At 34.9% G+C, this 24,895-nt stretch carries 19 protein-coding genes and 2 riboswitches; of the genes, 11 read left to right on the top strand and 8 right to left on the bottom strand.

Translation table 11 applies throughout. The annotated features are described in order from the left end of the window. Positions 1 to 191 precede the first annotated feature (191 nt). From B0M43_RS15615 to B0M43_RS15625, 3 genes are all read right to left on the bottom strand, one after another. Positions 192 to 3,407: a TonB-dependent receptor gene (locus tag B0M43_RS15615; protein WP_078007409.1), complete on the bottom strand. Its 3,216-nt coding sequence runs from the start codon at positions 3,405 to 3,407 to the stop codon at positions 192 to 194. Between the two features lie 609 nt (positions 3,408 to 4,016). Then, positions 4,017 to 5,384, bottom strand: coding sequence for a HAMP domain-containing sensor histidine kinase (locus B0M43_RS15620; protein ID WP_246860133.1), 1,368 nt, complete (start codon positions 5,382 to 5,384; stop codon positions 4,017 to 4,019). Further along, entirely contained in the window at positions 5,374 to 6,066 is a 693-nt protein-coding gene (locus B0M43_RS15625) for a response regulator transcription factor (protein WP_065449780.1), read from the bottom strand. Before B0M43_RS15625 ends, B0M43_RS15620 begins: the two co-directional genes overlap by 11 nt. Positions 6,067 to 6,244: 178 nt before the next feature. On the opposite strand from B0M43_RS15625, the gene B0M43_RS15630 reads away from it, so the two are divergent. The 3 genes from B0M43_RS15630 to B0M43_RS15640 all read left to right on the top strand — a co-directional run bounded on the left by B0M43_RS15630 (position 6,245) and on the right by B0M43_RS15640 (position 11,287). Then, entirely contained in the window at positions 6,245 to 7,024 is a 780-nt protein-coding gene (locus B0M43_RS15630; RefSeq protein ID WP_078007408.1) for a polysaccharide deacetylase family protein, read from the top strand. A 366-nt stretch (positions 7,025 to 7,390) separates the two neighbouring features. Then, positions 7,391 to 9,571 (top strand): HAD-IIB family hydrolase, encoded by a 2,181-nt coding sequence (locus tag B0M43_RS15635; RefSeq protein WP_078007406.1) that lies wholly within the window; start codon positions 7,391 to 7,393, stop codon positions 9,569 to 9,571. Positions 9,572 to 9,778: 207 nt separating this feature from the next. Next, positions 9,779 to 11,287 carry a glycosyl hydrolase family 32 gene (locus B0M43_RS15640; protein ID WP_065449784.1) on the top strand — a complete coding sequence of 503 codons (1,509 nt, stop codon included), beginning with the start codon at positions 9,779 to 9,781 and terminating at the stop codon, positions 11,285 to 11,287. 25 nt (positions 11,288 to 11,312) lie between these two features. On the opposite strand, the gene B0M43_RS15645 is transcribed toward B0M43_RS15640, so the two are convergent. The 3 genes from B0M43_RS15645 to B0M43_RS15655 all read right to left on the bottom strand — a co-directional run bounded on the left by B0M43_RS15645 (position 11,313) and on the right by B0M43_RS15655 (position 13,095). Further along, complete coding sequence (locus B0M43_RS15645) at positions 11,313 to 11,558, bottom strand: hypothetical protein (protein ID WP_078007405.1); 246 nt, start codon at positions 11,556 to 11,558, stop codon at positions 11,313 to 11,315. 410 nt (positions 11,559 to 11,968) lie between these two features. Beyond that, entirely contained in the window at positions 11,969 to 12,358 is a 390-nt protein-coding gene (locus tag B0M43_RS15650; RefSeq protein ID WP_078007601.1) for a RidA family protein, read from the bottom strand. Positions 12,359 to 12,531: 173 nt separating this feature from the next. After that, positions 12,532 to 13,095 (bottom strand): Crp/Fnr family transcriptional regulator, encoded by a 564-nt coding sequence (locus B0M43_RS15655; RefSeq protein WP_078007404.1) that lies wholly within the window; start codon positions 13,093 to 13,095, stop codon positions 12,532 to 12,534. A gap of 261 nt (positions 13,096 to 13,356) precedes the next feature. On the opposite strand from B0M43_RS15655, the gene B0M43_RS15660 reads away from it, so the two are divergent. The 8 genes from B0M43_RS15660 (at position 13,357) to B0M43_RS15695 (ending at position 22,859) form a co-directional block, all read left to right on the top strand. Beyond that, positions 13,357 to 13,605: a hypothetical protein gene (locus B0M43_RS15660; protein WP_065449787.1), complete on the top strand. Its 249-nt coding sequence runs from the start codon at positions 13,357 to 13,359 to the stop codon at positions 13,603 to 13,605. Positions 13,606 to 13,895: 290 nt separating this feature from the next. Then, positions 13,896 to 14,104: riboswitch (cobalamin riboswitch) on the top strand. 114 nt (positions 14,105 to 14,218) lie between these two features. Next, on the top strand, positions 14,219 to 16,267 hold the full coding sequence (locus B0M43_RS15665; protein ID WP_078007403.1) for a TonB-dependent receptor: 2,049 nt from the start codon (positions 14,219 to 14,221) through the stop codon (positions 16,265 to 16,267). Continuing rightward, a complete protein-coding gene (locus tag B0M43_RS15670; protein ID WP_078007402.1) occupies positions 16,264 to 17,409 on the top strand; it encodes a DUF5074 domain-containing protein in 1,146 nt (381 codons plus the stop codon). Before B0M43_RS15665 ends, B0M43_RS15670 begins: the two co-directional genes overlap by 4 nt. A 1-nt stretch (position 17,410) precedes the next feature. Beyond that, entirely contained in the window at positions 17,411 to 18,706 is a 1,296-nt protein-coding gene (locus tag B0M43_RS15675) for a hypothetical protein (protein WP_078007401.1), read from the top strand. Between the two features lie 41 nt (positions 18,707 to 18,747). Beyond that, positions 18,748 to 19,980, top strand: coding sequence for a hypothetical protein (locus tag B0M43_RS15680; protein ID WP_078007400.1), 1,233 nt, complete (start codon positions 18,748 to 18,750; stop codon positions 19,978 to 19,980). A gap of 7 nt (positions 19,981 to 19,987) precedes the next feature. After that, positions 19,988 to 21,217, top strand: a complete 1,230-nt coding sequence (locus B0M43_RS15685; protein WP_123921805.1) for a hypothetical protein — start codon at positions 19,988 to 19,990, stop codon at positions 21,215 to 21,217. 54 nt (positions 21,218 to 21,271) lie between these two features. Beyond that, a complete protein-coding gene (locus tag B0M43_RS15690) occupies positions 21,272 to 22,219 on the top strand; it encodes a DUF4465 domain-containing protein (protein ID WP_078007398.1) in 948 nt (315 codons plus the stop codon). 217 nt (positions 22,220 to 22,436) lie between these two features. Next, positions 22,437 to 22,859, top strand: coding sequence for an MgtC/SapB family protein (locus B0M43_RS15695; protein WP_065449794.1), 423 nt, complete (start codon positions 22,437 to 22,439; stop codon positions 22,857 to 22,859). 174 nt (positions 22,860 to 23,033) lie between these two features. On the opposite strand, the gene B0M43_RS15700 is transcribed toward B0M43_RS15695, so the two are convergent. Together B0M43_RS15700 and B0M43_RS24805 are read right to left on the bottom strand one after the other, a co-directional pair. Beyond that, on the bottom strand, positions 23,034 to 24,104 hold the full coding sequence (locus tag B0M43_RS15700) for a BamA/TamA family outer membrane protein (protein WP_078007397.1): 1,071 nt from the start codon (positions 24,102 to 24,104) through the stop codon (positions 23,034 to 23,036). Positions 24,105 to 24,589: 485 nt separating this feature from the next. Continuing rightward, positions 24,590 to 24,689, top strand: a riboswitch (SAM riboswitch). Positions 24,690 to 24,741: 52 nt separating this feature from the next. Continuing rightward, the gene (locus tag B0M43_RS24805; RefSeq protein ID WP_256370407.1) at positions 24,742 to 24,876 is read right to left on the bottom strand and encodes a hypothetical protein; all 135 of its coding nucleotides are present in this window, start codon (positions 24,874 to 24,876) and stop codon (positions 24,742 to 24,744) included. Between the last annotated feature and the right edge of the window lie 19 nt (positions 24,877 to 24,895).

Consider the following 24,895-nt stretch of genomic DNA (forward strand, 5'->3'; position numbering starts at 1 on the left):
TCCAAATTCCAACAAATTTATAGACCAACAATTGGAATTTGGAATTTAAAAGTTTGTAATTTTAAAATCAAGCAATTGGAATTTGGAATTTAAAAAATTGGAATTTTTATTTAAGTTTTAAATAAAAAAAGTCCCCCAGTTTCATAAGGGTGTGAAACTGGGGGACGAATAAAAAAAATAAAACACAATCTTTAGAACGAATATCTCAATCCAAGCTGTCCTTGGAATCTTGAAGCCAATTGATCTATAGTATAAGGTGTAGCCGTAGGTTTTTGGAAAGTGTACGTTGGATCGCCAGTAGCAACTCCGCCTAAGTTTCCTGATTTTGTTAACCCAAGGTTAGCTGTCGAATTGTAAGTGTTTGGAACAAAATAGCTTCTTCCCCAATCTTTGTTGATAAGGTTTCCAACATTGGCCATACTAAATGAAATTTGGAATGTACCTACTTTTTGAACTTTGATTTCATCCGTTAATTTCAAATCTGCCTGAATGTTCCATGGAGTTGTATCACCATTTCTTTGTGTGAATGTTCCTCTTCTGCTTTTCAAATAATCATTTCCGTTTACGAAAGCTTCGTAATCTGCTACTTGTTGAGCCGCTGTAGCGGATGGAACACCTGCTGCACTTACTCCGATATATTTAGCTGCTTCTGCTGCATCTTTAAAGATATAAGCCAAACCTGCTGCTTGTCCTGTGCCTGCAATGGTTGAGTTTACAAATCCCCATGAAAAAGGATTCCCAGATTGTGCATTAAAATACACATTAGCAGAGAAAGTATTGTTGTCAGCCAATTTTACTGCATATCCAACATTAGAAACAATTCTGTGTTTGATATTAAAGTTCGAAGTGGCCAATTGAGGATCATTAGGTGTCAATGACTGATTCATCTGGAAGTTACTTTCCATAGAGTTACGAATTCCGTTTGTCACGTCACGAGAATCTCCATAAGTGTACGCCACCATAAAATTCAAACCAAAATCGTATGATTTCGAAACCATCTCAGTAATGCTGTATCTGTATCCTTTATTTGTATTTGATAATAAGTAAGCATTAGAAAAAGCAGGATTTATGTTTGCGGCATAAATTGGCATTTGGTGATTGGTATCATAAGAAAAATAAGTTGGGTTATCTGTCTTATTTACCTGTTGAAACTCAAGATCACGAATTACTTTAGTATAAATACCTTCGGTTGTAAATTTATATCCGCCGATAATTTTATCAATAGCCAAAGAGTTTCTTAAAACAGACGGCATTTTAAATTTATTATCTACTAAATCTGCCTGAACTTTTGGCGTAGCATCGTGATATCCGTTTAATCCGCCTGTTGCTAAAGGATCACCCGCTGCTGTAACCTGAGCTGCTGTAAGGTTATTTTTATCATAACTTCCGTAACCTACACCATCATTATAATACGCATATCCTAACCATGCAAAAGGAATTCTGCCTGTAAATACTCCAGAACCACCTCTTAAAACAAGGGTTTTATCTTCGTCTACATTATAGGTAAATCCAACTCTTGGAGAAACTAATGCTGTAGTAAAAAAGTTATTACTAATTTGATTTAAAGGAGTATAACTGTAAGTATTACCATAGTTAGCATCAGCAGGAGAATTTTGTACTTGTGGGCTTAATTTTGGTTTATTTGGCAAATCAGTGTAATCAACTCTTACACCCGGAGTCACTTTAAGTTTGTTGCCAATTCTTATCTCATCCTGTACATAAACGCTATAAAGATTTACTTTGAATTTAGCATACGGGTTATTAAAGATTTCATCTCTTGTAGAACCGTCAAAAGGATACGTGCCACGAACACGAGTTGGAAGTTTATTCATGAAATCTGCAAGAGATTTGTATGAAACTCTTCCGTTTAGCGCATTTACAAATCCGTAATTAATGTCGTAGAATTCGTTGTGCGTACCAAACAATAAAGTATGATTTCCTGTTTTATAAGTAAGGTTATCGGTGATTTCGGCAGTGTTTTGTTTCATATTAAAAACAGTAGCTTCACGATCATTTCCTAAGAAAATTGTTCCTCCGTTGTAACCAATTTCTGCCTGAGGAAACATGGCATTTGATGATTTTGGATCACGATAATCTTTAATAGCCGAATAACTTGCAAGGAATGAGTTCGACCATTGGCTGTTAAAGTGGCTTTTTAATTCTAAAACCGTACTAACAGATTGGTTTTTTTGGGTGAAATCCATGCTTGAAAACCTGAAGTTTGCTGCATCACGCTCTAAGTTCGAAGCCTGAGAAATAACTGTATTGTTTCTTAACGAAAGAGCGTGTTTATCATTAATTTTCCAATCTAATTTATTGAAGAATTTTTGGCTTTTTGCAAAGTTGTTGTAAGCACCATAACTTCCGGGATCAAACCCGTAATTTGTTTTAACAAAGTTTGAAATTTGCTCTGCTGTAGCATTATCAACCAATGAAGTCAATTTTCCGTTAGAATCTGTTTGTCCTGCATTGTAAAACAAAGGATCTGTTCTTTCAGCATATTCCATATTGGTAAAAAAGAACAATTTGTCTTTGATAATAGGTAAACCTAATCTAAAACCAACTTGATAATCACCAAAAGAATTTGGCATTTTAGAACCGTCACCAGCATTATTAGGACCAGTAATAGCAGCATTTCTGCCATAACTATAAATAGATCCTGTTACTTCATTGGTACCACTGCGGGTAACAGCATTAACGCTTCCTCCTAAAAAGTTTCCTAATTTAATATCATAAGGAGCAATATAAACCTGAATATCCTGTATGGCATCCAAACTTATAGAGTTAGATCTTGTACTGCTTCCAGGCATTCCTGAAGTTCCGGACTGACCACCTAAAGACGGGCTAAAACCAATTGCATCATTATTGATCGAACCATCAATGGTTACGTTGTTGTATCTGAAGTTCGTTCCTGCAAAAGAGTTGTTTGAACTTTGAGGTACTAGTTTAGTAACATCCTGAATCCCTCTGTTGATCAACGGTAAACCATTAATTTTTTTCTCATTAATACTTGTTCCGTTATTTTTAGACGATGGTTTAGAACCTGTAATCACCACTTCTTCTAATACATTATTATCTGTTTTACCCACTACAATTGTTGGTAAATCATTGTCGCCTAATGCTAAATGTATTTGTGCATTAGAATAATCTTTGGTTTCTGAACTTTTAATTTCAAGTTCGTAAGGTCCGCCGGCATTTAAATTTTCGAAACTAAATCTACCTTGCTTGTCGGTTACAGCTCTGTAGACTGCATTAGTAGGTAAATGTGTTAGTGTAACCTCAGCGCCGGTAAGCGGACTTGTACCATCGCTAACCTTTGCAGATAAAGATGAGGTTGTAATTTGAGCAAAAATGTTCCCCATAACAAGAAGCATGAATGCCGAAAAAAAGAGTTTTAGTTTTGTCATGTTGTTTTTAGTTTTTATTTGACAAAGAAACTCCCTTTGTTTCGATCAGATTTAACGCTTTTGTTAACTTAAAATCATAAAACAATTCATTGTTAAGTTAGGATTATGAAGGTGTTATTTCAAGAAAAAGCAATTATCTCTTTAAAATCAGTTACTTAAGTAAAGTGCTAAAAATAAGTAGATTAAAGCTAGATTTAAAGTAGATTAGAAAAAGATTAGAGTGTTATGTAAATGTTACCGATTGTAAAAAGTGATAACTCTGAAGACTACTATTACAACTAAAAAAAATATGATTTTGGATGTTTTTAGGAATATTATAATTTTCAAATTAGAATAAAATTGAATAGCGTCCAACTTTAGTTGGATGGAAAAGAAAAGTACAACAGAAGAGGCTTTAGCCGAATGAACTACGTTTTCACTAAAGTATATTTTAAAGTTAGCCTGCGCATTTTTGTCATCCCGAGGAACGAGGGATCTCCGCAAGCAGCTCTGCAAAGATTGGCGATTTTGATTGTGGAGATTCTCGTGGAGATCCCTCGTTCCTCGGGATGACAATGATTGTGATTAAGTTGTTTTCTATGTTTCTAATTATACTCAACAATTAAATTCTTAAGGAAACACCAAAGAAAACGAAGTCCCTTTCCCCAACTCAGAATCTACTATTAAATTAATATTATGAAGTTTAAGAATCTGCATCGTGATAAAAAGCCCTAATCCCTGTCCCTGAATATGGCGCGTATTATCGCTTCTAAAAAAGAGATCGAATATAGATTCTTTATCAGTATCTGAAATTCCGGGACCCTGATCGGTAATTTTAATGACAAGTTTGTTTTCTTTCGAAAGGGCAAAAATTGCAACCGGAGCAGGAGAGGAGAATTTTATAGCATTATCTACTATATTATATAAGGCTATAAAAAGCATGTGTTTATTGGCATAAATAGAAAGTAAATCTTCCTGATCTGCAATGGCATTCAAATTGAAAGAAACCTTAGATTCCGGATATTCAATGGCTTTTTTCTCTAACACATTCCATAAAATCTCATCGATCCTGATGGTTTCCATTTGTTGAGGTTCTGAAAGCTCCAATCCGGATAAAACCAAAAGACCTTCGAGAGTTGCTTTAAGATGTAATGCATCCTTACGAAGGGATTTTAATATCTCTTCATATTGCGTATTTGTTCTGGGTTGCTGCAGCGAAACATCCAGATCTCCTATAATAATAGTAAGCGGCGTTTTCAATTCGTGCGAAGCATTTTTCAGGAAATTATTCTGAATCATGATGCCGTTTTCTAATCTTTCCAGAAGATAATTGAATGTAGTAACCAATTCTTTAATTTCATCTTTTCCACTCGTTTGCGGCACTTCTAATCTCGAATGAAGATTCTCGGTTGTTATGGTGTTTACTTTTGCAATTACTTCTGTAAACGGACGAAAAGTTTGTTTGGCTAAGAAAGTTCCTAAAAGATAATTTAAAGGAATTCCGGCCAGATAAAACAAAATAAACATCACTCCAAGCATCTCTAATTGATGATTGCCGGCACGGTCGATTCCGGAAACTATAATAATAAAATCGCCCTGATTGTCATTATAAAATAAACCCACAAATTGTCTGTCGCCTCTTGTAAAGGTTTGCAGCTTTTCTTTTTTAATGTTTTTTAAGTCCTTTTCGCTTAAATCAAAATCAATAGTATCTCGTACATAAAGTTGGTTTGTTTTAGTATCATAAACCCGAATCGATTCGTTGTTGATGCGTTTGTACTGAAGTTCAATTTGTTTGTAACGTTGACTGTTAAATTCTTTGATTTCATCTTTTTCAAAATAAAAAAGAGCCGTTGTCATCGCGTGATCTTCAAGATTATCAAAATAAAGATCCTTCATGTGACTTTTGAACAAAAGGAAAGATCCGGCCATAAGAAGCCCGGTTATAAAAGCAAACAGCAAAGTAGAATTGGCAGCTAATTTGTTTTTAAGATTCATAACTCTTTTGTTTGAGCATATATCCTGTTCCTTTTATAGTATGAATGAGCGGAGTAGGGAAGTTCTTGTCGATTTTATTTCTGAGATAATTAATATAAACATCTACAGTATTTGAAGTAGTATCAAAATCGATATTCCAGACCGCCTGAGCAATTTCAATTCGGGATAAGGCTTTCTCGCGGTTTTTCATAAAAAAGATCAAAAGCTTTAATTCCCTCGAAGATAGATTTAGTTCTTTGCCGTCTCTGGCAGCACTTTGTTCTTTCATATTTATTTCGACTCCGGCGTACGACTGAAAATCGAGAATTCCGGTACTGAATTCGGCACGACGCAACTGAGCGTTTATTCGGGCTAGTAATTCTTCAAATAAAAATGGTTTGGCAAGATAATCATCGGCTCCGGCCTGCAGACCTTTTACTTTTTCGTGTGGTGTATCGAGCGCGCTCAAAATAAGGATCGGAACAATTATTTTTCGGCTCCTTAAAACTTCACAAACTTCAAATCCGGTAATATCAGGAAGCATGATGTCGAGAATAATAATGTTATACTCGTTTTCCATCACTTCTTTTATAGCATCAAAACCTTTGGTAATGGTTTTAACTTCATAAAGATGTTCCTCAAGTCCTCGCGTAATAAACGAAGCTACTCTTGGATCATCTTCAACTAATAATACTTTATTCATAACCGGATAAGAATCAAATTTGTTGTGATAAAAGTAACTAAAAGTATCACCGTGAGCAAAGAATCGTAAAAGAATATAGTACGCTATAAATTGAATTTTTGTAATGTAGAAATTGGTATCTTTAAAATTCCGTAAAGGTTATCCGGAACCTAAATTTTTTTAAACAAAAAAATAATATATGAAGCTATTCTACACTAAAATAATACTGTTTTTAATGTTCTTAACTTTTTTTTCCTGCGAAACCAAAAAGCAAAAACCAGAATCGAAACCGTACAAAGCAGGTGTAATTTTATCTTTTGATGATGCCTATGTTGATGAATGGTACGAGGCCGATCAGGCTTTGAAAAAATACGGATGGAAAGCTACATTTAATGTTTGCAGAATTGATTCGATTGGAAAACCTCAGATTAAAAAACTTCTTCAATTGCAGAAAGAAGGTCACGAAATTGCAGCTCATGGCTACCATCATTACAATGCCGTAAAATTTGTAAACCAACACGGAATCGATGCTTATATGCAACAGGAAATAGATCCTATGATTGTTTCTATGAAACGATTAGGTTTTAATGTTACGACATTTGCCTATCCATACGGAGAAAGATCTGACGCACTTGATAAAGCTTTATCTAACGATTATAAAATCATAAGAGGAAGAGCCTTTGGAGGCGAAGCTCCGGAGAAACAAGACAGTTTTTTTAGTAATTCGAAAATAGTATTTGCTTTTGATATCGATAATAGCCATATACATTTTAGCATTCCGTATGTTTTAGAATTGCTGGATTATGCCAAAAAGCACAACAAAATTTTACTTTTATGCGGTCATAAACCCGTTAAAAATGTAACCGAAAATTATCAGACAAAAATAGAAACCTTAGAATTCATTTGTAAATACATGAAATTGAATGATCTTAAGTTTTATAAAACATCTGATTTAGATGATCTGCTGCCTGAAAAATAATTATATAGCAATCGTACTAACACGTTTTTATAGCTCCGTAGAAGCGATATATTTATAGCCAATAATTAAACAATTTTTAAATTCGTGAATTCGTGGCTTTTTTGGCGCCGAAACAGCTATGATTTTCAAAGATTTTCAAATCATTTTTATCCTATAATCTGTGGCTAAACTTCCGTTTTTGTAAATCTTCAATTCCACATTTTTGACTTTTTTTCGTGTTTTTCGAAAATCATAAAATTTACTCTGCAACCACCATCATTCTTACATTTTTGTTTGTAAATGTTAATAATCCTGTTATTTTTTTTATGATTTTGGGCAAAACTGCTCGATTTTTCGTACCTTAAAAATTCTAACAAATAAAAGACAATGATGACAAAATTACGAATTTCATTAATCAACATTCACGGACTCTTAAAAGGTTCTGGTTTGGAGATTGGTAGAGATGCTGATAATGGCGGACAAACAAAATACGTATACGAACTTGCTGAGTTTTTATCACAACACGAAGATGTAGAACATGTTCACCTTTTTACAAGATTAATTGACGATCCAAATCTTTCTCCTGAATATGCAGTTCCTATCGAAATCATTAATGATAAATTAGACATAAGACGTATTCCTTTTCTGGGAAAAAAGTACAAAGCAAAAGAACAATTATGGGAAGGCTTAGACACTTTTGTAAACGGAATTGTTCAGCATATCAAACTTCACGATATATTCCCAAACTGGATTCATTCGCATTATGGCGACGCAGGATATGTAGCCAGCGAATTATCTACTATTTTAAATATTCCTTTCGCACATACCGGACATTCTTTAGGTTTTCATAAAAAAAGTAAATTACTCGAAAGTGGTTTGAGCGAAGAAGAAATCGAAAAGAAATTCAAATTCACGCAAAGAATCGCTGCCGAAGAAAAAACGTTAGAATTATCTGAATTTATTGTTACCTCGACAGAACAGGAAATAGAAACCTATAAACCTTATAAAAATTTTGAATTAGCAAAATACCACGCTATTTCGCCTGGAATCGATACCAGAAAATTTGTTCCGTATTACCATAGAGAACAGGATTCTGAAAAACAAATGGAGGAGGAGCAAAGAAAATATTGGGTAGCAGAGACTATTTCGAAATTTTTAATAAATCCGCACAAGCCCTTTATTCTGGCGCTTTCACGACCTGATCGTCATAAAAATCTTCATACCTTAATTGAAGTTTATGGTAAAGACAAAGAAATGCAAAGCATTGCCAATCTGGTCATTTTTGCCGGAATCAGAAAAGATATTTCAAAAATGCCGGAATCTGAAAAAGATGTTTTGACAGATTTATTGCTGTTGATGGATAAGTATGATTTGTACGGAAAAATGGCCATTCCGAAAAAACATGATGTAGAAAATGAGGTTTCGATTATTTACCGTTATGCAGCCGAAAAAAGAGGTGTTTTTGTGAATTTAGCTTTGCATGAAAACTTCGGTTTAACCGTAATTGAATCGGCAAGTTCAGGTTTACCGGTTGTGGTAACCAAGAACGGCGGACCATCAGAAATTATTCCGACTTGCCAGAACGGAGAATTAGTAGATCCACTGGATGAAAACGAAATCAAAAAAGCATTGCGGAATATTTTAACCAATGAAAATCAGTGGAAATATTATTCGAACAATGGCGCCATTAATATTCAGAAACATTACAGTTGGTTAAGTCACGTAAACCAATATGTTGATTTGGTCAATGAAAATTTATCCTTATCATCAGGTTCAGGAATCAAAAAACAGCATTATCCTAATATCAATATCGAAAGATTAAAACGTAAGGTGGAACATTTATTTGTTTCGGATATCGACGGTACATTGATAGAACCAAAATTAAACAACCCCGGACTAAAAGAACTCAAAGAACATTTGATCAATCGTACCGATAAAATGGCATTTGCACTGGCATCCGGACGAAATTTAGCATTGGTAAAACAAGTGATCGACCAAGAACAATTTCCTTTGCCTGATTTTATTATTTGCTCTGTAGGGACTGAGATTTATTATACAAACGGCAAAGATTATATTTTAGATAAAGGCTGGGCTAAATTTTTGGCCGGTCGATGGAAAAGAGAAGATATTGTCAACCGTCTAAAAGAAGTTCCGTGGTTGCGATTGCAGGAAGAAGAAGCGCAAAACCCCTATAAAATATCGTATTATTATGATAAAGAAAAATACGATCACGAGCAGTTAATTGCAGTTTTAGGTACAGGTTGGTATAAAGTAAATATTATTCCGAGTCACGGCGAGTTTCTTGACTTTATCCCCAAAAGAGCCTCAAAAGGAAATGCTATCAAATTTTTATGCCGTAAATGGTCTATTCCTTTATCGAATGTTATTGCTGCTGGAGATTCCGGAAATGATATCGATATGTTCAGAGGTGCTGTAAAAGGAATCATCGTAGGAAATCGTAGTGTTGAATTGGCTGATTATGAAACTACAAAAAGTATTTATGTGGCCAAAGATTCAGCTTCTTCGGGAATTTTAGAAGGATTAAAACATTATAAAATAATTAAATAAATAACAGATGTTGGTTATTCTTTGAGATGTCCGGATTATCGTTGTCTTTAGAAAGTTCCGAAGGAACGATTCATATTGTAGCAAGGGATTTTAATCCCTTGAAATGTGGAATTTCGACAAAGATTGGTGATTTTGTTTGCGGTCCTTCGACTTCGCTCAGGATGACAAAAAATGACACAATATGTTAAATAATAAAATAGGTTAAATATGTATTCAGGTTCAGGATTTAGTAATTGGGAAATAGGAGACGTCGATGTGTTTATAGATGAAAGCGGAGTGCATCATTTATTTCATCTTATTATTCCCAATCACGATTATATTGCGCATGCAGTATCAAAAGATGGTCTTTCTTGGAAAAGAGTAAAAAATGCTTTGTTTGTAGGCGATCCGGGTGAGTGGGATGATGATATGTTATGGACAATGCATGTTAGTAAAAACTCTGCCGGAGAAGGTTACGAAATGTATTACACAGGTTTAAAACGTCAGGACAAAGGAATAACCCAAAAAGTAGGGCGCGCAGTTTCGCCTGATTTAATTCACTGGACAAAAGACAATCAATATGGATTACCATTGCGAAGTAATGCCCCATATTATGAAAGCAGGGAGAACAATCCGCGTGAATGGCTTAGTTTCAGGGATCCTTATAAATATGAATTTGAAGGAGAAGATTATTTGCTTATTTGTGCCCGTAGCGCTGTAGGACCAACATACAGAAGAGGTTGTATAGGAGTTGCAAAAAGAGAAGAAAAAGGTTTTGTGCTGCAAAAACCGCTGCACGTAGCGTATGTATATGATGATATCGAATGTCCCTGCGTGGTAGAAATAAAAGGAATGCATTATTTGCTGGGTTCAATTCGCGAAGATATCAAAGTGCGTTACTGGTTTTCTCCCGATTTTAAAGGAGAATACCACGCCTTTCATAATAATGTATTAATGCCGCAAGGCAATTACGCCGCAAGAATTGTAAAAGAAGGCGAGTATTATCTCATTTATAATTTTTACTTCGTGGGAGGAAATGTGAATACACTTCGCGTGATTCCGCCACCAAAACAGCTGGATGTTGATAGTAATGGAAGATTGTTATTAAAGACCTATCATCACTGGAGAACGCTTTACCAGAGAACCATTCAACAAAAAAACTTGCCTATTCCGGTACCTATTTTAGGAAATCCGTCGGCAAATTTTGAGGTAGAAAATGAAAATAAATGGCGAATGGGCTGCCGAAGCGGTTATGAAGTTTTTTGTTTTGATAAACCATCGGAAAATTTTGTCTGGGAAGGAACATTGGCTGTCGAAGGAATGGGAAAAACCGGTTTTGTGATCGAATGTGATGAACAAGGAACGGCTTATTACATCTCAATTGATTTTGTAAATGGGTTTGTGCAATTTAGAGCCTGGGGATTTAATGAAAAGGATGTAAAAAATAATTTTGTTTTCGAAAATATTCAAACCAACCAATTTGAAATTGTAGATACTAAAGAAATTTATTTTAAGATCATTCGTTACGGAAATTATTACGAGCTTTCGATCAATGAAATAGTGAAGCTAACGTTATTGGACTATAAATACAGCGAAGGTAAAATTGGCGTTTACGTTTGTTCTGCTATAGTTGCTTTAAGTGATTCAAAAATTCATGTAATTCCAGAACCCGAGAACGAATATGCAACCGCAGATCCTAATAAAGCAATGGATGAATACAATAAAATAGCACAGTAGTTAAGTTGTAATAATGATGGTTGAACTATTGGGAATTACTTTCTATAATGCTTTTAACGCTTTGAATAAAAGTTTCGGTATTGTTGATTTCGCCTTTTATATAAACATCATATTCGGTTAATTTAAACTGTTCCAGCATATCTTTTTTTAGATATTTTATCATAGACTCAAGACTTCGGGTATCGGTTTCTGTTTGTCTTTTTAATTCACGTTGTTTGCTTTCCAGGTAAGCTAAAGTTCTTTTTAATCTTAGTACATTACTATTGTCCACACTTAATATTCTTAAATTTAATAAAAATAACGATAATCAGGAATAAGATAAAATTCAATATTTTTCCAAAAACGTACCAGTGAATTGAATTTATCTTATTACAAGACTATCGTTTCAGGTAATTACGTAAGAATTGGATTTTTAGTTTTGAAATATAAGGCAAAAAATTAAAAAGAATAATAAGAATTAGATGTTTTTGGGTATAACAGTTTGATATGTTACTGTTTAGATCGAAATGTAAGAAGATTTTTATTTGATTTTTTATTTAAAAATCTTTGCGAAAGGAAATGTAGATGAAGCTTTTTTTTAATTTGAAATAAAAAATGATAGCAGGTAAAACAGAATAATAAAGAAGCTGTGTTTTTCTTACTCAGGCAAACACAGCTTCTTTTATATTATAGCGTGACAGATTATTTTACAACAGTCGCTTCCAGTTCAACTTTTAAGGTTTCAAAAAGACTTTTCACTTCGAGTAAAGTTGTAGCTTGTTTGATGTTGTGTTTCGCCACCCAATCCTGAATAAGATTAAAATGCGGCCAAAGCTCATCAGTCGCGGTAGTGTAAATATTCAACCGAACAATTCCGCTGCATTCATATCCGGCTTCAGTAATGACTTGTTCCAGATTTTTTAACGCCAGTTTTATTTGCGATTCCATGTTTTCGTTACTCGAGATTCCTTCAGCATTGATAGCCGTTTGTCCCGAAACGTACAGGGTTCCTTCCGGATTTTTTACTTCAACAGCCTGTACGTAACTGCGCTGGTTCTGCCATTCCCAAGGATTGATTGCTCTTTTTTCCATTTGTTTTCCTTTTTTCGTTTGTGCCAATACAGGCATCGTAGTTAATAATAGTAATACTAAAAGGTTTGCTGTTTTTTTCACGATTACATTTTAAAATTGTAATACAAAATTGAGCATAACGGCTGGAAAGTACTCGTGACATTTTTCACGATTTTGATGTGAGAATTGTCACATCAGGAAGATAATCGACTTAGTGTTTCGCGCGAAACTCCTAAATACGAGGCAATAAGACTTTTGGGAACACGCTGCATTAGCGAAGGATATTGTTTTAATAATTGGTCGTAACGTTCTTTAGAGTTAGAAGTCTGCCAGGAAATAATGCGGCGTTGTGATCCCAGAAAACCAAAAGTGGCTTTCTCCAGAAAAAAGCGCTCCATTTTTTGCAGGCCGTTGCATAGTTTTTTATAATCTTCCAACGAGCAGCAAAGCACTTCAGTATCTTCAAGGCATTCTAATGTCATTGTAGCTTCAGTTTGGGTAAAAAAGGCGTAGTAATCACTTTCCCACCAATCTTCCATCGCAAAAGAAACAACATGCTGCTTTGCTTTTTCATCAGTATAAACCAATTTTAAAAGTCCCGAAAGTACAAAATAAGAATGCTTTACAGGATCGCCTTCCTGAATAAGAAACTGATGCTTTTTAAATTTTTTGGCAGTAAAATGAGCAGCCACAAAAGCAAACTCCTCGTCTGTGAGAGGAATTATTTTCTCGATATGTTCTCTAAGTTGATTGTGCATAGTAGCATCCAAAGTTATTGAAATTTTAATAATAGAAAAGCTTTTATTAGCGATATCAATTTTGGGATTAGCATAAAATATAAGAAAATTAAATTTAGAAAGTAGTTAACGATTTAATAAAATTAATAACAATTTCTTAAACTTTTGTTTATTAGTGTGTTGATAAATAATGTTTTATAAAGCAATTTTAGGAACATTATTAACGAATTAATATTTATATTTGAGAATGAATCAGAGTCAAATAATTTAAAATATTTACAAATGGATAAAGCTATAAAACTAAAAGTTCGTAAGGAGTTGGATAGTCAACAACAGTTGAATATTATTAAATTAAAAGGTAGTTTAATCTCTAAAGGTTATACCGAAATTATTCACATCCTGGATCAGGATGATGAATTTCATATCAATTCTTTCGCAACTCCTTCTGAAACTACAAATGAAGTCCAGGAATTTATTAAAGCATTTATCTACAAAGAAAATTTGGCAGATACGATAACAATTTTCAGATAATTATAAAATTATTGCTTATAAATAAAAATCTACATTTTATTAGATCATTAATTTCTAATCCTATTTCAACCATAGCCCAAGGTTTCAACCTTGGGTTACGTGTTTTTAGAACCAAATTCTCCAAGTCCAAACGGTCGAAATCGTTGCCAATCTTAGATCTGTATTTTAACTCAAATTAATTTGGCAAAAACCTGTTTTTAAGACACTTGTGTTATTAATAGCATTTGTGTTAATTCATTGTTAAAAATGTAATTTTGTTGCATTATACTTCTTTTTATAAAGATAATCATATCTTTACGTCAGATTTTGGTCTGTTTTCTTTAGAAAAATAAAAGAAAATAGTTAAAAGGGAATCAGGTGTAAATCCTGAGCAGACCCGCTACTGTAAGTTCTATACAAGTCTTTAAACGTTACTAATGCCATTGTTCGCCGCTGCGGATGAGAAGGTTGTTTAAAGATGGAACAAGTCAGGAGACCTGCCATAATCACATAGTTTAAGACTTTCGTGGAATAAAGTCGAACAACAAGAATTGACCTGCTATTGCATAGCGGGATTCTCTCTTTTTGCTTTTTGATTACTACATCCGCGAAATTTATTTTAATTAAATCAGTGATGTATAATACAAAAAAAATACTCTTATTCTCTTTCTTGTTTTTTGCTCCTTATTTGCTTCATTCGCAAGTATCTAATGACAGTTTGCGCGTTTTAAAAGAAGTTATTTTGAAAGGTAAACCCTATCAGGAAGTAATTCCCGTACAAAGCCTTTCTGGAAAATTACTCGAGAATTTAGGAAGCCATAATGTTGCCGATGCGTTGAGATATTTTGCCGGAATCCAAATTAAGGATTATGGCGGTCTCGGCGGACTTAAAACGGTCGATGTACGTAATATGGGAACACATCATGTAGGTGTTTTTTACGATGGTATTCAGTTGGGTAACGCGCAAAACGGAGTCACGGATTTGGGCAAATATTCCTTAGATGACATGGAATCCCTAACATTATACAACGGACAGAAAAGTGAAATTTTTCAATCAGCAAAAGATTTTTCAGCCGCTTCGACTATTTATTTAAGAACAAAACGTCCTGTTTTTGTTGGCGATAAAAAAACAAATTTACTGGTACGGTTTAAAACCATGTCTATCAATTACTTCGATCCTTCTTTTAGATGGGAACAAAAACTGAGCGATAAAGTCAGTCTGAACGTCAGTTCTGAATACATCAAATCAAACGGACAATATAAATTTAGATACAAAAGAAATAATCTCGACGGATCTATAGCTTACGATACCACTGCCACGAGACATAATAGCGATATAGAAGCCTTACGATTTGAATCCGGACTTTACGGAAAAATCAATAACGGTTCCTGGGATGCCAAAGTGTATTACTATGATTCTGATCGAGGAGCTCCGGGAGCGATTGTCGAGAATAAATTTTCTGATGGTTTCAGACAATATGATAAGAATTTTTTCGCACAAGGAACTTTCATTAAAGATTTTACCAAAAGATATAAGTTTCAGGCCAAAGGAAAATACGCTTACGATTACACACATTATGTGGCAAGAGATACAACTAATATATTAGGTGAAACTGTAACTGAAGGCGCTCAATCTGATGATAGTTATTACCAGCAGGAATATTACGTATCGGCAGTAAACATGTACAGTATAGTATCGAACTGGGATGTTTCGCTATCTACAGATTTTCAGTACAACAGATTAAATGCAACCAGAAAAGGAATAAATACTCAGTTTTCTTTTCCACAGCGTTATACAGCATTGTTTTCTTTGGCAAGTTCTTACCGATATGGTGGTTTTAAAGCTTTAGGAAGTGTTGTAGGGACTTATGTTCAGGAAGAAGTGCGCTACAATGCAAAAGCTCCCGATAAAAAAGAATTTACGCCTGCCTTATTTTTAGGGTACACGCCTTTTAAGGATTACGATTTTAATGTGAGAGCATTTGCAAAACGTATTTTCAGAATGCCCACTTTTAATGATTTGTATTATACAATGGTTGGTTCAAGTACTTTAAGACCTGAATATATGAATCAGTACGATATTGGTTTTACTTATAATGTACTTCTACATAAAGGATTTTTGGATAAAATATCTTTTCAGGTTGATGGATATTATACCAATACCAAAGACAAAATAGTAGCAGCGCCAACAGGAAATTTATTTCGCTGGATGATGACCAATATGGGGCAGGTAAAAGGACACGGAATAGAATCTGTCGTGAATATGGGCACGCACATTGGCAAAGTAAACTTAACCACAAATCTTACCTATACCTATTCTGAAAACAGGGATTATACCAAATTTGGCGGTCTGGAATTGTCTTCTTACGGAGATCAAATCCCTTATACGCCATGGCATAGCGGATCCGGAATATTAAATGCTGAGTATGAAACCTGGAACTTCAACTACAGCTTTGTATACGTAGGAAAACGATACAATGGCAATGTCAATAATATAAAAGTCAACGAAGTTCAGCCTTGGTATACACACGATTTGGCAGTACAGAAATCTTTTGCATTTCAGCATTATAAAATGAAAGGCGCAATAGAACTCAACAATGTTTTCGATCAGCAATACGAGGTAATTTACAATTATCCTATGCCGGGTCGTACAATGAAATTTATTATAAGTATCGAGCTATGAAAAAGATCACAACAAAATTAGTCCTCGGTTTATTGATAACCCTTGCTTTTGTTTCCTGTAGGGAAGAGGAAACGATTTTTCCATCTTCGGATAAAAGTGTAGCTGCGCCAAGAAGCGACGGAAAAATAGAGGGATTTTATCTTCTTAATGAAGGTAATATGGGAATGAACAGAGCCAGTATTGATATATTCAATTACAGGACAGGAAATTATACCACCGATATTTATTCAGAACGAAACCCAACAGTTGTAAAAGAATTGGGTGATGTTGGAAACGATATTCAAATCTACGGCAACAAGGTTTACGCGGTAATTAATGTTTCGAACAAAGTAGAAGTTATTGATAAATGGACGGCAAAACGCATCAAAAAAATAGACATTCCCAATTGTCGATATGTCGCTTTCTATAAAGACAAAGCTTATGTAAGTTCTTACGCAGGTCCGGTCGCCATTGATCCCAATGCCGAAATAGGTTTTGTAGCAGAAATCGATACAACTTCATTAGAAATAAAAAGAAAAGTAAATGTGGGTTATCAGCCCGAACAAATGGTAGTGCACAACGGGAAACTTTACGTTGCCAATTCCGGAGGTTACAGGGTCCCCAATTACGACAGAACTGTATCTGTAATCGATCTTGAAACTTTTACCGAAATAAAAAAGATAGATGTAGGGATCAACCTTTACAGTATGGAAATCGACAGCAGGGGAGATATTTATGTGAGTTCCAGAGGAGATTATTACAACACTCCTTCGAATCTTTTTGTAATTGATACTAAAACAGATGAAAAAAAAATGCAGCTCGATATGCCGGTTTTAGGAATGTGTCTCGTTGACGATTTACTCTATTATTACAGTGTTTCATGGAGTTACCTCACCAATAGCAATAAAGTGACCTACGGAATATTAGATACAAAAACAAAGAAAGTAATAAGCGATAAGATTATTACAGATGGTACCGAGAAACAAATCATGATTCCGTACGGACTTCAGATAAATCCTGAAACCAAGGAAATTTATATTACCGATGCACAAAATTATGTGGTAACAGGCTACATCTATTGCTTTACTCCGGAAGGCAAACTAAAATGGAAAACTACCGCCGGGAATATTCCCGCACATATTGCTTTTATAACTAAAAATTAAAATGAAAAAAATGTATCACAACTTTTTAAAACATTTTCGATTCGCAGTGCTTGTATTCATAGCACTAACACTTGCCAATTGTTCTGATAGTGGTTCGAATGACGATGATAACGGAGAAACTATTGTTGAAAATGAATATAATGTACAACGGTCTAAAATAGTAGCAGTTACAGCACATAATGGCTTAAGTACAGAGGCTAAATTTACATGGAGCGTGACAAAAGGACCCTCTGATAATTATGCATTTTCTGATGTTACAGCCAAGGAAACCTTATTCGCTGCCACAGACATTGGCGTTTATGAACTGACGTTACTGATCAACGATCAGGGAATGATGCAAACGCAAAAAGTAAAAGTAAATGTAACCAAGGAAACAAAGGAATATAAAACTTTTATCGACAAAGTATTTGAGTTTAAACCGGCACCGGGACAGTTTATAAATGATTTACCGGCAGCCAATGACGGAGAAACGGCCGAAAGAATTTTGGCCAGAGCCAATACATACCTCGCCAAGAAAAACGGAGATCTTATTTCGCTTGGAGCATTTGGTGGTTACATCGTTTTTGGATTTGATCATACCGTTGTAAACATAAAAGGGAAACGCGATTTTAGGGTTTTAGGCAATGCGTTTTGGGCAGATGCCAATCCTAATCCTGATACTTCAATGCGCGGAGGCAGTAGTGAAGCGGGAGTGATAATGGTTTCATACGATAAAAATAAAAATGGACTTCCGGATGATGAATGGTACGAAATAGAAGGTGCAGGACACAACATGGAAAAAACGATTCATAATTACGAAATCACGTACTACAGGCCTGATCCTAATAAAGTGCCTGTTCCCGGAGGCGGAACCGGAACTGTACTTTTTACTGATATAGAATATATCTACTGGAAAGACAATCAGGGTAAAGATGGTTATCTGGCACAAAACAATGCCTATAACCACTCATTAGATTATTGGCCAAAATGGTTGAAAGATCAGCCAAGTATCACCTTTAAAGGAACAAGATTACCGGACAATGCGGTTGATGAAAGCGGAACAGGAAGCTATTTTGTTCAGTACGCATTTCTTTACGGATATGCAGATAACGCACCCAACAACGACGATGATTCTGCGATTGATATTGATTGGGCAATGGATAAAAACGGAAACAAAATTCACCTTCCGGGAGTAGATTTTGTAAAAGTGTATAATGGTCTCAACCAGCAGGCGGGATGGTTAGGCGAAACTTCTACCGAAATAATGGGAGCAACAGATTTGCACCTTTTGGGAGAAAATATTCCTACCCGAAAATAGATCAATCAGAATATTAAATTAAAATTATAATACCAAAAACCATGAAAAAAAACCTTACCCATTTATTATTAATTGCCTTTGCAGCCGTTTTTACAAGCTGTAGCAGCAACAATGATGATGATAAAGCTGAAGAAAAGATCGCAGTTACACTTCAGGAAAAATACGAAACATCAACATTTAGCGTCCTGAATATTCCGGCTTCTGCCGAAGTTGCAAGCCCTGTTTACGAATGGATTTTGACTAAAAATCCGGTGAACCAAACTACTGATTCTATTGTTGGAAACACAAAAGACTTACGTTTTGTACCCATTTATGCAGGAGCTTATGAACTTACATTGAATGTTACTTCGGGAGATAAAAAAGGTAGTAAAAAAACAATAGTAAATGTAACGAACGAAACCAAAAATTATAACCCATACATCACCAGCATTTTTGATTTTGATCCGGCACCGGGAATGTTTGCCAATGATGTATACAAGGACGGCTTTAAGAAAGAAGATTTAGTGCGAACGGCTTTGGGAAGAATTAATGAAACCAATGTAGGCTACCAACTGGATTTAGGAGGTTTTGGAGGTTCTATTATTGTAGGTTTTGATCATACTGTGGTGAATGTTCCGGGACAAAACGATTTTAAAATTTATGGAGGAGATTTAACAGATAAAGCCAATCCGCCGGCACCGGGAATAATATATGTTGCATATGATAAAAACGGTAACGGAAAACCAGACGAAGACGAATGGTACGAAATTATAGGAAGTCAGCATACAAAAGCAAACACCATAAAGAATTTTAAAATCACCTACCATAAAAAAGCAGTGGGAGTACCAGTTGTAGTAAGCGGACCAAATGATATGTTTTCGGATCGTGAACATATCTTTTGCGAAAATAATTCACCTGAGGCCTATTACATGCCAAAATCGAAAAGCAAAAAGGAATACTATCCTTTATGGGCCACTCAAACTTCTGTTACCTATGAAGGAACAAGACTAAATGTAGATTTTGTTACGGCACGTCCTGGACAGACTACGTTATGGAATTTTACACCTCCGGAATGGGGATATGCAAATGCAGTAAACCCTGATATCGATATCGACTGGGCAGTAGATAAAAACGGTAATAAAGCCAATCTTCCGGGAATTAATTTTATAAAAGTGGTCAACTGTGTTAGCGAACCTATGGGACTTTGCCATCAGCAATCTTCAATGGCGACCAAGTTTGCAGGCGCAGCAGATCTTCATTTATTAAAAAAATACAACTTAAAAAAAGTAAAATAATAAGGATATGAAAAAGTATTTAAAACATAGTTTGTTTCTATTGGCTATTGGCGCTTTTTATTGCTGCAGCAATGACGATTCAAAACAAGAAGGTACTGAAACGCAACCCGTTAAAGTAGCTTCAATTTCAGTAAAACTAGCGTCAGATTTTACAGTTAGCAGATACAATGCAGTAACCGTAAATCCTGAAGTAGTGATCGAAAATGCTGAGGCTGCACTTGCAAAATACAAATGGACAACAAAAGTAACCGGAGCTGACGGAGTTGTAAAAGATTCTGTTATTGGAGACACTAAAACTTTACAGTTTATAGTGCCAAAAGCAGCTACGTATGCTGTAGATCTTACAGTAACATTGGGTAAAGTTGTCAAACAAGCGGCTACAAAAATTACAGTTTCAGAAACAGGTAAAACGTACACTTCAAAAGCATTAACGCTTATCGATTACATACCTGCTCCGGCCTATAATTTTGACAGTTTTGCCTTTGCAACCAAATCAGAAGCTCTTGAAAGAGTTCAGTCAGACCTTATCGAAGGAAATGCTGTGCCGCTGGGAACTTTTGGAGGATCTATCGTTACAGCATTTGATCATACCGTAATAAACGCCTATGGTAAACGCGATTTTACAATTCTGATGAATGAGACAAGTAATAGCGTCAAATTTTCTCCTGTAAGTGTATATGTTGCTTATGATGCCAATAAAAATGGTATTGCAGACGAAAACGAATGGTACGAAATCGCCGGTAGTGAATACAATAAATCGACTACTGTTAAAAATTATGAAATTACATACACTAAGCCAGATGCGGCTAAAGCAGCTGTAACAGGCACAAAAGACTGGCAGTTTGATAAAGAGTATATCAAATGGAAAGACAATAAAAATGCTTCCGGTTTTATTACAAGAACAAAAAAATGGAGACGCTATAATTATTATCCACAATGGATGGGAGAATCCTACACCCTAAAAGGAACAAAAATATATCTGCCGGTAAAAGATGTAAGCGATGGAGAAGGTACAAATTTTAATATAGGAACTTTTGAGTGGGGTTACGCAGGTATTAAAGATCCGTCGATAGATATTAGCTGGGCTGTAGATAATAACGGAAAGAAAGTTCATTTACCGGGAATCGATTTTGTTAAGGTATACGTTTCGTCATTTGCAGAAGCAGGTGCTTCTGATTTGGTAACCAACTTTTTTACACAAGCCGAAGATCTGAACTTTCCAAAAGCAAGTAAATAAGCACCCTTTTTAAGAGTAATTAAAAATGAATATTAACCCTAAATTTTATAAATTATGAAAAAAGTACTTTATTTTTTATCAGTTGGTCTTTTGTTAGGACTTTCATCCTGTAACAATGATGATGCTCCTTTAACCAATGAAAACGCCAGTGCAGTTGCAAAAAGCCAGAATGGTATAACAAAAAGAACAGTAGCAGACCCTGCAATTGGAACCACATCGACACTTAATTTAACCAGCGCATTATTAACCAGCGGTATTACAACAACCGGTGGTAAATACTGGGAAAACACGTATGTTTCGAACACGAATTTAAATGTTGACATTTTTACATTTTCGCATACTGCAACATCTTCAGGTTATAATTATTGGGATGGTTTTATCGTTTCAAATGTAAATGATATCACAGATTACGGTTCCGGTTCAGGTCCTGGCGGATCTGATGGATGGGTGCCTCATCAATGGGGAACTATGGCAGGAAGCGGTTTTGGTACTTCTTCTACAATTGCAGCCGGAACTCCCGGAACAACTGGTGATCCGTACATTGTTGCATACTGGTCGAGTTATTTAGATCCTAAAAATCCACAAGGAACTACTTTTAGCGAAAGCAGTTTTTCTAACTGGGTTAAAATTGGAAACACAGGATTGTATAAAGTTGAAGGATTAAAAATAAACATGCACCCATGGCCGTATTACGGTTGTTTGTATGGAGATGGATTTGCAAGAGCATTTACCTCCGGTGATTCTTTCAAATTATTAATTTATGGAGTAAACGAAGACGGAACAATTACAAATCCTATTGTGCATACATTAGCAAATCATACAGGATCTTCATTAGTAATTCCTACTGGATGGATAAACGTAAATGCAAGTAATCTTCAGAGTTTAGGAGAAGTAAAATATCTTGTTTTCCAGATGACATCAACAGATTCGGATTTAGTGTACGGAATGAATACTGCAGCTTATTTTTGTTTAGACAAACTTTCTGTAAAACGCGTAGATTAAGGATATTAATTTTATCATTACTTTATAAAAGCTGCAAGAAACCTTGCAGCTTTTTTTTAGAGGTCAAATAAAAAGCATGATCCAAACAAGTTTCTAAATCCTGTTAGCTATTTATATTAATCTGTAGAATTTAATAATCTTGAAAATTGTTATATTTAATGTTTGAAATTAAGATAAAGAAACAGAGCAGATTTTCTAAACCCATAAAAGAATAATTTTGAGCACAACAGAATTTTTTACCCGACTTGTCATTGCTTTATTCGCAGGATTAATTATAGGTTTCGAGAGACAATGGCATCATAAAGAAACAGGTTTAAAAACCAATATGCTCGTGGCAACAGGAGCTGCTGCTTTTGTATTATTGTCTATAAAAGTCGCTGCAAGCCAACCCAATATCGATGTTACCCGTATTACCGCTCAGGTAGTTATGGGAGTTGGTTTTCTGGGAGCGGGCGTTATTTTCAGAGAAGGTCCTAATGTACACGGATTAAACTCAGCTGCCACAATATGGTGTAGTGCCGCTATAGGCTGTATCGCAGCTTCGGGATACTTTGCCGAAACCTTAATTTGTACCTTTTTGGTAACCATCGTTAATACTGTTCTTGAACCTATAGAAAACTGGATGAGGAATAGGAAGTAGAGAGGAAGAGATAGAGTAAAGAGTAAAGAGTAAAGAGTAAAGAGTAAAGAGTAAAGAGTAAAGAGTAAAGAGTAAAGAGTAAAGAGTCAAAACAAAGACGGCGATTTAAAAAAAAATCTGCTAAAATCTGCGTGAAAAAAATATTTTAAATCAAAGCAAAATCGATAAAACCCTCTAAAAAGCTTCTCCAATTCTAAAATAAAGTCCCCAGTCGTCTTTACCAACAGCGGCATCCAATCCTATGTTGAATTTTTCGTTTTTAAAAGCCCTGTAGCGATAACCTACGCCGGCTCCGGGATATAATTTCCAGTTGAAACTTTCTGTATCTGAGCCATAAATAGTGGCAATCCCGGCAAATCCCACAAGCCCCATTCTTTTATTAAAATTATAGCGATACTCAGCCTGTACATCCATCAGTCCATCGCCGCGATATTTCCCTTCAGAATATCCTCTTATGTCTTCACTGCCAATAGTTTGCTGTTGTTCGAAGGCAATATTTCCTAATCCAAACTTACCGGCAAACCTTGCTGCCAGAACATCCGTTCCGTCCCGCATAGGAAAATATTGATTGTACTCCGAAAGAATTTTATTAGCACCAACATCGTTCCCAAACCATTCAGGATAATCAAGCCATCGTATTTTTATTTTTTCACCCTTGGTAGGATAATAAATTGCATCTCTCGTATCGTATAACATAATAAGTTGTAAACCATTAGTATGTGTTACAGACGAAGGCTCAACATCATCTTGATATTTCGTGTCATAATGTGCGTACGCGTATCCAACACCGGCATAAAAAGATTTGAATAATTTACGCTGAATCGTAAAACTTGCCATTGTTGTCTTAGTCCCGTAATTGTAAAAATCAGGCACATCAATATCATCAACATAAAACTGCGCATTTTGATTGCCCGTTGCTGCGAAAAATTGCAAACGCCAGGAATCTTCTTTAAAAAAGAATTTGTTAAACGTGGCTATAAAATAGGATTTGTTGGTCGTGTAAACCGCAGATATACCTGATAAAGATTTAGGCGAAATAGTATCGTTTTTATTTAATTTGTACATCATCATGGGGATAGCGCCAAACATAAAATCCATTGTCCTATTATAATTAAGATAAGGCATTACATTAAAATCAATATTTTTTTCTGGTTTCTTAGAGGCTGTACTATCAGTAGATTTTGTCTGACTCCAAATACCAGAAGACCATAAGAAGATGATTAGGAAAGGTAAGATTTTCTGCATTTTAAATTTACTTTTAAGTTAGTCTTATAAAAAGTGTTTGTATTCTAAAGCGCATGAAGTGAAGTGATTATAAAAAACAGAACAACCATTTTTTACCCTTCATAAAAACTTAAAGATAAATATTTTTTTTTAAAGTTGTAAGAAAAGGTGCGGTCTATGTTCTAAAAAAAGGCCGCATTTTTAATTTTATTATTTTTCGAAAGAATCAATTTTTGTAGTTTATTTTTTGTTTTGAAAAGCATTTCTTAATAATGTATGATGAAACTTTCATCCCAAAATACTGGATATTTTAAATAAAATCAAAGTATTTTTAAACGCATAACAAATTGATATTTTTATTGTTATGCCTTATTTTACTGAGTTTTTTTGTCTTTTAAAATTGCTTTCATTGTGTATTAATTTAAAATATTTTAAAAAATAAATTTAAACTCTACTAATTACATAGAATTTATATATATATTTGCAGAGTAGAAAAAATCTACATGAACTTATCCAGAAAGACTGAGGGAGTAGGCCCGATGATGTCTTAGCAACCTGTTGCCCAATAAGGTGCTAAATCCTTCCGCCAACGCGGACAGATAAGATATATTTCATTAGTAAATCTGCATAAGATCATTAGTATTAAATCATTTATTTTTTAGAATGAAAACTGAACAAATATTACCTGCCTGTACGGAACAATGTAACTTATTTTCAAAAATAGAAAACCACCTTTTGGTTTTCCGAATGCACTACACGTAACTTTTTTATCCCCTTTTTCTTTTTTATCCATGTAATAGCAGACCATTTTT

This window comes from Flavobacterium sp. KBS0721 (genome assembly GCF_002007065.3).
Classification (GTDB): domain Bacteria; phylum Bacteroidota; class Bacteroidia; order Flavobacteriales; family Flavobacteriaceae; genus Flavobacterium; species Flavobacterium piscis.